This is a genomic window from Rheinheimera sp. (assembly GCF_030824435.1).
Classification (GTDB): Bacteria; Pseudomonadota; Gammaproteobacteria; order Enterobacterales; family Alteromonadaceae; genus Pararheinheimera.
Genome location: NZ_JAVBXS010000018.1, coordinates 39704 through 52924 on the forward strand (window position 1 = coordinate 39704; position 13221 = coordinate 52924).

Below are 13221 nucleotides of genomic sequence, written 5' to 3' on the forward strand. Positions count from 1 at the left end.
TCAGAACCAGGCTTCCGGAATAATTACGATGTCACCAGGCAACATATCCACGTTGGCCGAAATGTCGCCGTCCCGGATTAAATCATCAAGCTTCACTTCATAACTGACCTGTTTGCCATTCATGGTGCGCACCAGTTTGGCACTGTTGCCACTGGCAAACTCAGTTAAACCGCCGGACGCTATCATCAAATCGAGCAACGTCATATATTGACGGTATGGGTAGGCCTGTGGCTGCGCTGCGGCACCAATCACCCGCACCTGCTCGCTGTATGGGCCGACAAAACCATTGACCGAAACAGTGACCACAGGGTCACGGATAAACTTGGCCAGGATGGTTTCCATTTCCCGCGCCAGTTGGGTAGGCGTCTTACCGGCGACAGCAATATCTTCAACTAAAGAAGTGGTGATCTGACCGTCAGGGCGCACGATAAAAGAGCCGGAGAGCTCAGGGTTACGCCAGACAAAGATGGTCACAGTGTCGTTGGGGCCAATCAGGTATTTATAATCTGTGACCTTAGTGGTCATTGAATTTTGAACAGTGGCAGGAGCTAACTGATTACTGCTACAACCCTGCAGCACCAGCATCGCACCAATGGCGAAAACTTGAGCCAAAACTAACTTTGCATTCATATATTGCGTCCTTATTGCTAATGCGTTTGTAATATAACCGAATTTTACAACGATGTGGCTGCAGACATAAAAAATTAATTTCAGTTTTATTCACACAAGCGTATACTTCTCCAGCAAATTCACTTAGTCAAGTGGACAAAATTGAAAACTGAAATTGTTGTTTCAGACTCAGGAAGAAGTGTTAATGAATAAGGCTGTTCGATTCGGTAAAAATACGTTGGCTGATAAGTTGTTTTTGCTCGGGGAAATGTTGTTATTACTCGTCTCCAGCTTGTTGGCATCTTATGTATATTCCTTTTACCAACCCGTCGACCAGGAAATGGCCGCAATTAATGCTGTGCTTTTTACTGGCAGCGTAATGCTGTGTGCATTATCGGTTGGTCTTTATGATCAAAAACTGCGTGAAGACACAGGTGGTGTTTTTAAGCGTGTGGTTATCACCCTGATTTTGGCCGGTATTCTGCTCGAAGTGGTTATTTTCAGCATAGTGCCTTCGTTACATTTAGGCATCACCTACAGCCTGACTGCTGCTTTATTGTCGGTGTTGACACTGACATCATTTCGTATGCTGTTCCAATATCACGACATCACCAAAATCAGTCGCCGCAAAGTGATGATATTAGGTTCGGGTGAACGTGCTTCAATTATTGAACGCCGTATGCGCCGTAACGTTGATAAAAGAAACTTTGAAGTTCACGGTTTTGTGTTGATCGATGGCGACCAGCCAGGTCACATTCCGGAAGCAAGAAAGATACATTTCGATTACAAAAATGATTTGTACGAATATGCCTGTGAACATGAAATTGAACAATTAGTGATTGCCTGCGACGAAAGACGCAATATGTTACCTGTTGAACATTTATTCAAATGTAAAACCCGCGGTATCGATGTTATCGAAATTTTGGATTTTATTGAACAGGAAACAGGTCAGATTGCAGTGAACCTGATATATCCAAGCTGGGTTATTTATTCTAACGGTTTTGAAATGAACCACAGGTTTAAAACCAGCCTTGATCACCGCCTTAATGCCTTGTTAGCGATCTGTGTTTTGTTGCTGGTATGGCCGCTGATGTTAATCACTGCCCTCGCTATTTATCTGGATGACGGCCGACGCACCGGTACGCCAATTTTGTATAAACAAATCCGCATCGGTATTGACGGTAAGCCGTTTCATATCCTGAAGTTTCGCAGTATGAGAGCTGACGCCGAAAAAAATGGCGCCAAATGGGCCACTGTGAACGACGACCGTGTCACAAAAATTGGCGGTTTTATCCGTAAATATCGTATTGATGAATTACCGCAGTTATTTAACATTATTGTTGGTGATATGGGTTTTGTGGGTCCACGGCCAGAACGTCCGGAATTTGTCGAAAAACTGGTGAAAGAAATTCCTTATTACAATCAGCGTCACAACGTAAAACCAGGTTTAACCGGTTGGGCACAATTAAAATATCCATATGGCTCTACCACTGAAGATGCACAGGAAAAACTGAAGTTTGATTTGTATTACATCAAACATCGTACCCTGCTGCTGGATCTGGTTATCCTTATTCGTACAGTAGAGATTGTGCTTTTTGGCAAAGGGCGTTAAATCAATGACATCATTGCCAAAATCAAGTGCACAGAAGTTTAATGCGCTGACGGTCGACGTTGAAGATTATTTCCATGTGGCGGCTTTTGAGAACAACATCAAACCTTCCGACTGGCAGGATATGGTACCAAGGGTTGATCGCAATACCCGCCAGTTATTGGACCAATTTGATCGCAACGGCGCAACTGCCACCTTCTTTTTTCTGGGCTGGGTCGCTGAACGTTTTCCTGAGCTGGTCAAAGAAGTTAAACGCCGTGGTCATGAAGTCGCAAGCCATGGTTATGCCCACACCCGAGTGCATCAGCAAAGTCAGGCCGAATTCACCGCTGATATCCACAAAGCCAAAGATATTCTGGAACAGCTGACTGGCGAAGCCGTGATTGGTTACCGTGCGCCCAGCTTTTCGATTAATAAACAAAGTGAATGGGCTTTCGACATACTGCAACAAGCCGGTCATTTGTACAGCTCCAGCACCTATCCGGTGAAACATGATTTATATGGGGTTCCGGACTGGCCACAACAACCTTATCTGCGCCCTGAAGGCATCTGGGAAATACCAATGCCAACTTTGACTATGTATGGTCGCCAGTTGCCCATAGCCGGGGGTGGTTATTTCCGTTTAATGCCTTATTGGCTTAGTAAAAAGCTGATCAGCAAGTTTTTACGCAATGACCAGATGCCTTATATGTTCTATTTCCATCCCTGGGAAATAGATCCGGCCCAACCCCGGGTGGCAGAAGCCGGCCGCAAGTCAAAGTTCCGTCATTATGTCAATCTGGACAAAATGGAACACAAACTGGATCGTCTGCTGACCGATTTTCACTGGCGTAGTCTGGGCCAGGTGTACCAGGACACACTAAAGCGCTGAAATAAATTCCATCAAAAAGCACAACTAAAGGATTTAGATGTACCAGATCAACACTTTAGCCCTGGATGATCCAAAACGTTCGGCATGGGACGCTTTTGTTGACCAACAGGCCGATGGCACTTTTTTCCACCTCTGCGGCTGGCAACTGGTTTTGCAACAAACACTGGGCCACCCGAGTTACTATTTATACGCCACACAAGACGACCAGATTGTCGGTGTTCTGCCTTTGGCATGGGTCAACAGTAAGTTGTTTGGCAATGCCCTGGTGTCTACGCCTTTTTGTGTTTACGGTGGCGCAGTGGGTGCAGCTGATGTGCGTCGTGCACTGGAACAAAAAGCCATTGAAATCGGCCGTGAGCTTGGTGTTGATCATGTGGAGCTGCGTTATCGTGATGCCCAGGACAACGACTGGCTGACGCGCAGCCAACACGCGACCTTTGGTTGCGAACTTGCCGCCGACGATGCCGCTATTTTAGCCGGCATTAAAAAGAATCAACGTGCGTTGATTCGCAAAGCCCTGCAAACCGATATGAGCTGGCAGCTCGACAGCAACAACCACGATTTTTACGCTATTTATTCCGAAAGTCTGCGAAATTTAGGCACTCCGGTGTTCAGCAAAAAACTGATTGATGCGCTGCAACAGGTATTTCCGGCACAAACCGAAATTCTGACCATCCGTAAAGACGGCGAAGCTGTGTCATCTGTGTTTAATTTTTATTATAAAAATCAGGTACTGCCCTACTATGGGGGCGGAAAACCTGTAGCGCGCGAACTAAAAAGCAACGATTTAATGTATTACCAGCTGATGTGTCACGCCAAAAAAGACAAAAGCTGTACTTTTTATGATTTTGGCCGCAGCAAACTCGAATCAGGCGCCTATAGCTATAAAAAACACTGGGGTATGCAAGACCAGGTACTGCACTATCAGTTTAAGTTGATCAACGCGACACAACTATCAAATCTGAGTCCAAATAACCCTAAGTATCAGTTGTTTATAAAAATGTGGCAAAAGCTGCCGCTGGCAATCAGCCGCTGGCTAGGTCCTAAACTCGCACATTATCTGGGGTGACGGATGGCCAATAACCTGCACGTCACGCCAGCTACAGCAACAAATTCCCGAAACAACCTGCTGTTTGCCGGTTGTTTTTTGCTGCTGCTCATCAGCTGGTTATTGACCTTTGCTGACACGCTGTGGTCGATGCAGGCCATCTGGCGCCGTTCTGATACCTTTGCCCACGGTTTTTTAATCATTCCCATCAGTCTGTACCTTATCTGGCAGAAACGTACTGAAACTGCCGCACTCGACTGGCGCCCTTGCTGGTATGCCTTGCCTTTGTTGTTGCTGTTGTTGTTGCTGTGGTTATTTGCTGATGTCACTGCAGTGGATGCCGCCAAACAACTGGCGGTGATACTGATGATCCCGGTGTTGGTCTGGTTGTGTTTGGGCACTGCGGTATTTAAGTTGTGGCAGTTCCCTCTGGCTTATCTTATTTTTGCCGTGCCGCTTGGCGATTCGCTGGTGCCACAGCTACAGCAGGTCACCGCTGACATTTCAGTGGCAGCGCTGCGCTGGAGTCAAATTCCGGTGTATCGCGAGGGCTTATACCTGACGATTCCAAGTGGCGTTTTCCATGTCGCCGAAGCTTGCTCAGGTATCCGTTACCTGATTGCATCACTCGCCACAGGCACCATCTTTGCTTACCTGAGTTACCGCAGTAAAAAGAAGCAGCTGATATTTGTGCTGGCTTCGGTGGTGGTTCCTGTTATTGCCAATGGGTTACGTGCTTACGGCATTATTATGATTGCCCATGTGTCGGGCATGAAATATGCGGTTGGTGTTGATCACCTGATTTATGGCTGGGCGTTTTTTGGTTTGATTGTGTTTCTGATGTTTTATGTTGGCAATAAATTTGCCGATCCTGTCGCAACAACAGCATCAAGCAGCGCAGTATCAGTAACTGGTGCCCGGCAACAGCCCTGGTTAGCCTTGTTAGTTGCAATTTTATTGCCCGGTACTTTGCTGCTGAATAATGTCAGTAGCCAGCAAACAACAGCACCTTACAATATCACTCAGTTACAACAAAGCCTGACGCCGGTAACCGACCCAACTTTGTTACCGCAATTTAGCCATGCCAGCGATCTGGTGCAGGGCCAGATACAACATATCGCTTTTTACGCCGCTTTTTACCGGCATCAACACAATAAAGAACTGGTGAACTGGGACAACAAAATATTTCAGTCTGAGCTTTGGGCGCCGTCAACACAACAGCGCCTGAGCCTGACATCAGTCGGTGCTTTTAGTGTCACAGAGGTGGATTTAAGAGCACTGCCAGACCGTAAAATGCTGATGTGGTATTGGTATCAGACCGCAGATACTCAAACCGCAAACCCAACTCTGGCAACTTTTTATCAGGCATTATCCAAAGTATTTGGTATCAGTGCTTATGGCAGTTTTTTTGCCCTTAGCATTGAATATGAAGGCGATGTGCAACAGGCCAGAGCACAGTTGGAACAACAACTGAATCAGATGTTGCCGTTATTGCGTCAGCTTGAAACCGGTCCGCAACAATGAACAACATCTGTTTGACCCAGGCTGAAGATAAAGTTGTGCATATTTGCCATCTGGTATTTGCTTTTCATACCGGCGGGCTGGAAAACGGCGTGGTCAATCTGATTAATCAACTGGACCACAATCAATTCAGACACAGCATTATTTGCCTGACCGATCATGATCCAGCGTTTTTCAGCCGTATAAAACACCCACAGGTACAGATTTTTAACCTGCAGAAGAAACCAGGTCACGATCTGGCTTCGTTCTGGCGTTGCCTGAAACTGCTGCGTCAGTTAAAACCGGATATTTGCCACAGTCGTAATCTGGCTGCGCTTGAATATCAGCTTTGTGCTGTGCTGGCTGGTATTGGCTACCGCATCCATGGTGAACATGGCTGGGATATGGCTGACCTAAGCGGCAGCAATAAAAAGTATTTACAGCTCAAACGTTTATTCAGGTTATTTATTCATCAGTACATTTGTTTATCTGCTGAGGCCCAACATTATCTGTTACAACAGGTGCAGGTAAAACCAGAGCGGCTGGCGCTCATTTGTAATGGTGTTGATACCAACAAGTTTCAGCCTGAAGCAAAAAACCTGACCTTATTGCCAAAACAACTGCAGCACAAGTCGCTGATTTTTGGTTGTGTTGGCCGTATGGCCGAAGTGAAAAATCAGCAGCTGCTGGCCAAAGCTTTTATCAACAACTGCCAGCAGGACCCTAATTTTGCCGCTCAAGCTGCGCTGGTTATCGTTGGTGATGGCAAACTGCAACAACCTATTGCCGATATGCTGGCGCAAGGGGGCGTTGCTGAACATTGCTGGCTGGCAGGCAACAGAGACGATGTGGCGGCGCTGATGCACTGTTTTGATGTTTTTGTGTTGCCGTCTTTGGCCGAAGGTATTTCAAACACTATTCTCGAAGCCATGGCCTGTGGTGTGCCTGTGCTGGCAAGCCGGGTCGGTGGTAACCCTGAACTGGTACAACACAACCTGACAGGTTGGTTATTTGACAACAACAATTTAACTGAGCTCACTGCGCTGATGGCTGCTATTGCTGCTGATCCGGCCCAACTGGCCGGCAAGTCGGCCGCAGCGCGCGAAAGTGCGCTGCAACAATTCAGTATCAAACAGATGGTCAGTCGTTACAAAGCTTTGTATCATCAAAAATATTAAAAAACAGGAAGGTTGAAGTTCATGTGCGGTATTGCCGGTATTTTTCAATTAAACAATACATCTGCGGTAGATCCTATTCTGCTGAAAAAGATGAATACAGCACAGTCACATCGCGGCCCGGACGCCGACGGTTACCATTTTGAGCCTGGTGTTGGCCTGGCGCACCGCCGTTTGTCCATTATTGATATTGCCGGCAGCCATCAACCGCTGTTTAACGAAACCGGTGAAGTTGCCGTGGTATTTAATGGTGAAATTTACAATTTTGCTGAACTGACCACTGAACTGAAAGCCCGTGGCCATGTGTTTTCCACCCATGGCGATACCGAAACCATAGTGCACGCCTGGGAAGAATGGGGTGTGGATTGTGTGCAACATTTTCGCGGTATGTTCGCTTTTGTTATTTGGGACAGAGTGAAACAACAAATTTTTATGGCGCGCGACCGTATGGGCATTAAACCGATGTTTTATTCGGTACTGCCAAACGGCGAGCTGTTATTTGGTTCAGAACTCAAAGTACTGACCCAACACCCTGATTTTGACAAAACGTTGTACGCCCCTGCCATTGAAGATTATTTCACTTTTGGTTATGTACCAGAGCCTTACACTATTTACAGTCAGGCTTACAAACTAAACCCAGGCCACTATTTACTGATTGATAAAAATCGCCGTGGCCCTTTGCAACCAGTGCAATATTGGGATGTGGATTTTGCAAAAACACCGCTGACTGAAAAAGAAGTACAGGAAGAGCTGGTAGAACGACTACGTCAGGCTGTGGATATCCGGCTGATTGCCGAAGTGCCGCTTGGCGCATTTTTGTCCGGCGGTGTTGACTCCAGCGCAGTAGTCGCATTGATGGCAAAAATTCAGGGAGATAAACCTGTTAACACCTGTTCTATCGGTTTTGACGACCCGAAATTTGACGAAAGTGATTATGCCAATCAGGTGGCGGAGCAATATAAAACAAATCACAGAACTCAGGTGGTGGACGGCAATGACTTTTCGCTGATTGACGAGCTGGCCCATTTATACGATGAACCTTATGCCGACAGCTCAGCTATCCCGACTTACCGGGTTTGCCAGCTGGCGCGCCAGCATGTAACAGTTGCTTTGTCTGGTGATGGTGGTGATGAGCTTTTTGGCGGTTACCGCCGTTACCGTTATCAGCTGCATGAAGAAAAAATGCGTTCTGTGTTACCTGCCTCTGTGCGTAAACCGTTATTTGGCACCCTTGGCAAGGTTTATCCAAAACTGGATTGGGCTCCGCGTTTTTTACGTGCCAAAACCACCTTTCAGTCGATGGCGCTGGATGCGGTGTCAGGTTATGCCAATACCATGTCGATTATGCGTGTTGACGCCCGTAATCAGTTGTTTAGCAACAAGCTGAAACAACAACTGGCCGGTTATCGGTCACTGGAAGTGTTTGAGCGCCATGCCGCCAACGCCGGCACCGAAGATCCGCTGAAACTGGTGCAATATCTGGATATGAAAACCTATCTGGTCGGTGACATTCTGACCAAAGTAGACCGTGCCAGTATGGCGCATTCGCTGGAAGTCCGGGTGCCGCTGATTGACCACAAAGTGGTGGAATGGGCCAGCCGCATTCCGTCCAGTCTGAATATCCAGGGCAATGAAGGTAAAGCTGCTTTTAAAAAGGCGATGGAACCATATTTACCACATGACATTTTGTACCGCAAAAAAATGGGTTTTTCTGTGCCTCTGGCAAGCTGGTTCCGCGGCCCGCTGAAACAAAAACTGTGGCAATTATTAAGTTGTGAACAGCTGGCTGATTCCGGCTTGTTTAATCAACAATATATCCGTCAGCTGTACGATCAGCACCAGGCTGGCACACATGACCACAGCTCAGCACTCTGGACTTTATTAATGTTCAGCCAGTTTTATCGTCAGCAGGTGGGTTAACCATGTGTGGTATTCATGGTGTAGTGGCCACCCAAAGACCACAACAATTTCCCTCACAATGGCTTGATGTGATGGCCACTGTTACCCGTCACCGCGGTCCGGATGATCATGGCGGTTTTGTAGCTGATAACGTCGCTATTGGCATGACCCGCTTGTCAGTAATTGACCTTGCCGGCGGTCATCAGCCTATCAGCAGCGCCGACGGTTCGCTGGTACTGGTGTGTAATGGTGAAATTTATAATTACCGTGAGCTACGCCAGCAGTTATCCGGTAAATATGCTTTTAAAACCAATTCCGATGTCGAAGTTATTTTGCATCTGTATCAGGAATATGGCCTCGATTGTTTGCAACACCTGAACGGTATGTTTGCTTTTGCCCTGTGGGACAACAATAAACAACAGTTGTTGTTAGCACGTGACCGGCTTGGCATTAAACCTTTGTATATTTCGCAGCAATCAGGTTATCTGGCCTTTGCCACTGAAGCCAAAGCAATTCTGGCTTTGCCAGGCGTGGAAAAAGCCATAGATCCACAGGCGCTTGAGCAATATTTGGCTTTAGGTTATGTGCCGGCACCTTTGTCGATGTTTGCCGGTATCCGTAAACTACCGGTGGCCAGTTATCTGTTGATCAACCCAAGTGGTATCAGCGAACAACAATATTGGCAGCCGGACTTTCAGCAAAACCACAGCCGCACTGAACAACAATGGGTACAGGCCATCCGCAGCCAGCTGGAGCAGTCGGTTGAAATGCAGATGGTCAGTGATGTGCCTATTGGCGCCTTTTTATCAGGTGGTGTCGATTCCAGCGCCGTAGTGGCATTAATGTCACGTCACAGCAAAGGACCGGTAAAAACTTACGCTATTGGTTTTGATACCGGTGATGCCGGTGCTTTTTATAACGAACTGCCCTATGCCAAAGCTGTCGCCAGCCAGTTTGGCACTGAACACCATGAAATTCTGGTCAAACCCGACGTGGTGTCTTTGTTACCCAAGTTGTTATGGCATCTTGATGAACCTGTCGCTGACAGCGCTTTTATCACCACCTTTTTGGTGTCTGAGTTTGCCCGAAAAGACGTGACTGTGATTTTATCCGGTGTTGGTGGCGATGAGCTGTTTGGTGGTTACCGCCGTTATCTGGGTGAACATTATTTAGAACGTTATCAGCAAATTCCGGCTTTTATCCGCCAAAAGCTGATTAAACCGCTGGCCGCGATGTTGCCAAGCGACCGCCATTCCGGCCTGCTGAATACCTTAAGACTTGGCAAAGCTTTTATTGCTTCGGCCGATTTAGCGCCGGCTGAGCGTTATCAGAATTATATGCAGGTGTTTAGCGACGACAAACGCCGGCAGTTATTAACACTCAACCAGAGCAATGATTGGGTCAGTCGCACTTATCAACAAAGTAAAGCAAGCGAAACGTTGTGGCGCATGTTTGACACTGACCGGCAAACACAACTGGCCGACGATTTATTAATGCTGACCGATAAAATGACCATGGCCACTTCGCTCGAATGCCGGGTACCATTTTTAGACCATCAGATGGTGGAACTGGCGGTGCAAATTCCGCAGCAGTTGGTGATGAAAAACGGCAGGTTAAAACATCTGCTGAAAGAGTCGATGTCTGATTTATTATCAGCTGATATTCTGGATCGGAAAAAACGTGGTTTTGGCGCCCCACTCGGCGCCTGGCTGAAAAAAGAACTGGCGGCGTTATTGCAGTTTTTTATCAACCGCGACACTGTGGAAAAACGTGGTTTATTACATTGGCCCGTGATTGAACAAACGCTGGCACAACATTTTGCCCAGCAGGAAGATCATACCGATCACCTGCTGGCTTTGCTGAATCTGGAAATCTGGTGCCGGTTGTACCTTGATGGTCAAAGCGCCGAACAACTGACTGAAACCATCAGGGCTTCGATATGAAAATTTTGTATATCTGTCACCGTTTCCCCTTTCCGCCAAAAAGAGGCGGCAAGATCCGGCCTTTTAATATGATCCGCCACTTCCAGCAACAGGGCCATGAAGTTTTTGTTGCATCTCTGGCTCGTAATAAAGCGGAAGCGGCCGAAGGTGAAGGCATCAAACAATATTGCAGTCATTATTATGCTGCTGTGGTCAGCGAGCCGGTGCAGTTTGCCCGCATGATTTTGCGTCTGCCACTGCTGACGCCTTCGTCAATGGGTTATTTTTACAGCCCGGACTTAGCCAAACATATCAATCAGTTACTGGCTGAACAGCAATTTGATCTCATTTTTGTGCATTGTTCATCTGTTGCACAGTACGTGGCTCATGTCACTGACATTCCAAAAATCCTCGATTTTGGTGATATGGACTCGCAAAAGTGGCTGGCGTACCGCGAATTTAAACCTTTCCCACTGAATCTGGGTTATTTGCTGGAAGGGTTAAAAATGTTACGTGCTGAAAAACAACTGGCCACCCGCTTTGACCTGAGTAGCTGTACCACCAAAGCCGAACTTGAGACCTTACAAAGTTATCAAAAAGCACCGGCCACCGACTGGTTTCCAAATGGGGTCGACAGCGACTATTTTTGTCCGGATCCACAAAACCTGGATTATGAAATGCACAGCATTTCTTTTATTGGCCGGATGGACTATTACCCGAATCAGCAAGCCATGTTGCAGTTTTGTGCCGGTGCCTGGCCACTTATTCGCGCCAAATTGCCAGATGCCAAACTTTATATAGTTGGTGCCGAACCCAGCAAAGAAATTCTGGCTTTGGCCAAACTGCCAGGTGTGATTGTCACCGGCAGTGTGCCTGATGTGCGGCCTTTTATCCGCAAAACAGCGGCTATGGTGGCGCCGCTTAAAATTGCCCGCGGCACCCAGAATAAAATTCTTGAAGCCATGGCGATGGGTGTGCCGGTGATCAGCAGCTCCGAAGCCGCCGGTGGTATTGACGCTGTGGTCAACGAACATTTTTTAATCGCCGACACCAAAGAAGAACTGGCCCGTCAGGCGCTGCGTTTAATGACAGAGCCTGAACTTCGCAGCCGTTATGCCAAAGCCGGCCGTGAGCGTATGCTCAGCAACCACCAATGGCGCTACTCCATGGCGCATCTGGACACTATTGTGAACAGATGTATAGACTTACATGCAACAAAACAGTTAACACAACAGGAAGTGCAGTGATGAATATCAGTATTTTTGGCTTAGGTTATGTCGGAGCAGTGTCGCTGGCCTGCCTTGCCCGTGACGGCCACAAAGTGATTGGCGTTGATATAGATCCGGTTAAACTGGCATTAATTCAGGACGGAAAGTCCCCGGTTATTGAAGAAGGTATGCCAGAGCTGATGGCCGACGTGGTGAGCCGCCAGCTGGTGCAAATCAGTCAGGATGTCGAAGCTTCGTTGTTAAAAACCGAATTGTCTTTTATTTGTGTGGGCACCCCATCTCAAGCGAATGGCAGTCAGGATCAAACCGCCGTGTTACGTTTGGCTGAGCAGCTGGGCAAAGCGCTGGCGAAAAAAACCAGTTACCACACCATCGTGTTTCGCTCAACCTTGCTGCCAGGCACAGTGGAAGGTGTGTTAAAAACCCTGCTGGAACAACATTCCGGTAAAAAAGACGGTGTTGATTTTGATATCTGCTTCCAACCGGAATTTTTGCGTGAAGGCAGCTCCATTAAAGATTATGACAACCCGCCTTTTACCATTGTTGGCGCCAATTCAGAGCGTGCCCATGGTGTGATGCAACAAATGTTTGGCCATCTGCCGGGTGAATACAAAAAAACCGACGTCAAAACCGCCGAAACTGTGAAGTACTTCTGTAACATTTTCCACGCGCTGAAAATCACTTTTGCCAATGAAGTGGCGCGGCTTTGTGATGGTCTGGCGGTAGATCCGTTTAAAGTGATGGATTTAGTCTGTGCCGACAAACAGCTGAATATTTCCACCGCTTATTTAAAACCAGGTTTTGCTTTTGGTGGCTCTTGCCTGCCCAAAGATTTACGCGCTATGCAATATGTGGCCAAACAAGCCGATATCGAAATTCCGATGTTGGGCCATGTGCTGGCGTCCAACGCTGTACATCTGCAACAAGCCTGTCAGAAAATTCTGGCAACGGGTCAACGCAAAATTGGCATGGTTGGCTTAAGTTTTAAATCTGGTACTGACGATTTACGTGAAAGTCCGCTGGTTGATTTGGCCGAGTTTTTAATTGGCAAAGGCAAACTGCTGAATATTTTTGACCCTGAAGTCAGTATTTCCAAACTGATTGGCGCCAATAAAAAATATATTGAAGAGTCTATTCCGCATATTGGCGATCTGATGACCACTGACATTGACGCTTTGCTGGCGGATAACCCTGTGATAGTGCTGGGTTTAAATGACAAAGCTTTAGTGGCTGACGTCTGTGCCAAACTCACGGCCGATCACACTCTGATTGACCTGGTGCATTTAAAAGACATTTCTATGCTCAAAGCCCGTTATATTGGCTTGTGCTGGTAATAATGTTGTCTTTGGGAAAAAAAAT

The 13221-nt window shown here is 47.1% G+C and carries 10 protein-coding genes; 9 read left to right on the forward strand and 1 reads right to left on the reverse strand.

The window, feature by feature from the left end; translation table 11 throughout:
• Entirely contained in the window at positions 1-630 is a 630-nt protein-coding gene (locus tag RCH83_RS03250) for an XrtA/PEP-CTERM system exopolysaccharide export protein (RefSeq protein ID WP_373689737.1), read from the reverse strand.
• A gap of 184 nt (positions 631-814) precedes the next feature.
• Here RCH83_RS03250 and RCH83_RS03255 point away from each other — a divergent pair, with 184 nt between their 5' ends.
• The 9 genes from RCH83_RS03255 to RCH83_RS03295 are packed head-to-tail and all read left to right on the forward strand — an operon-like array spanning position 815 to position 13196.
• Positions 815-2221 carry a TIGR03013 family XrtA/PEP-CTERM system glycosyltransferase gene (locus RCH83_RS03255; RefSeq protein ID WP_306518976.1) on the forward strand — a complete coding sequence of 469 codons (1407 nt, stop codon included), beginning with the start codon at positions 815-817 and terminating at the stop codon, positions 2219-2221.
• A gap of 4 nt (positions 2222-2225) precedes the next feature.
• Complete coding sequence (locus RCH83_RS03260) at positions 2226-3089, forward strand: XrtA system polysaccharide deacetylase (protein WP_306518978.1); 864 nt, start codon at positions 2226-2228, stop codon at positions 3087-3089.
• A 37-nt stretch (positions 3090-3126) separates the two neighbouring features.
• Positions 3127-4158: a FemAB family XrtA/PEP-CTERM system-associated protein gene (locus RCH83_RS03265; RefSeq protein WP_306518980.1), complete on the forward strand. Its 1032-nt coding sequence runs from the start codon at positions 3127-3129 to the stop codon at positions 4156-4158.
• Positions 4159-4161: 3 nt separating this feature from the next.
• Positions 4162-5661 (forward strand): exosortase A, encoded by a 1500-nt coding sequence (gene xrtA / locus RCH83_RS03270; RefSeq protein WP_306518982.1) that lies wholly within the window; start codon positions 4162-4164, stop codon positions 5659-5661.
• The gene (locus RCH83_RS03275; protein ID WP_306518983.1) at positions 5658-6815 is read left to right on the forward strand and encodes a TIGR03088 family PEP-CTERM/XrtA system glycosyltransferase; all 1158 of its coding nucleotides are present in this window, start codon (positions 5658-5660) and stop codon (positions 6813-6815) included. Before xrtA ends, RCH83_RS03275 begins: the two co-directional genes overlap by 4 nt.
• A gap of 21 nt (positions 6816-6836) precedes the next feature.
• The gene (locus RCH83_RS03280) at positions 6837-8732 is read left to right on the forward strand and encodes an XrtA/PEP-CTERM system amidotransferase (RefSeq protein WP_306518985.1); all 1896 of its coding nucleotides are present in this window, start codon (positions 6837-6839) and stop codon (positions 8730-8732) included.
• A gap of 2 nt (positions 8733-8734) precedes the next feature.
• Complete coding sequence (gene asnB, locus RCH83_RS03285) at positions 8735-10654, forward strand: asparagine synthase (glutamine-hydrolyzing) (protein WP_306518987.1); 1920 nt, start codon at positions 8735-8737, stop codon at positions 10652-10654.
• Positions 10651-11880: a TIGR03087 family PEP-CTERM/XrtA system glycosyltransferase gene (locus tag RCH83_RS03290; protein WP_306518989.1), complete on the forward strand. Its 1230-nt coding sequence runs from the start codon at positions 10651-10653 to the stop codon at positions 11878-11880. Before asnB ends, RCH83_RS03290 begins: the two co-directional genes overlap by 4 nt.
• A complete protein-coding gene (locus RCH83_RS03295; RefSeq protein ID WP_306518991.1) occupies positions 11880-13196 on the forward strand; it encodes a nucleotide sugar dehydrogenase in 1317 nt (438 codons plus the stop codon). Before RCH83_RS03290 ends, RCH83_RS03295 begins: the two co-directional genes overlap by 1 nt.
• Positions 13197-13221 lie beyond the last annotated feature (25 nt).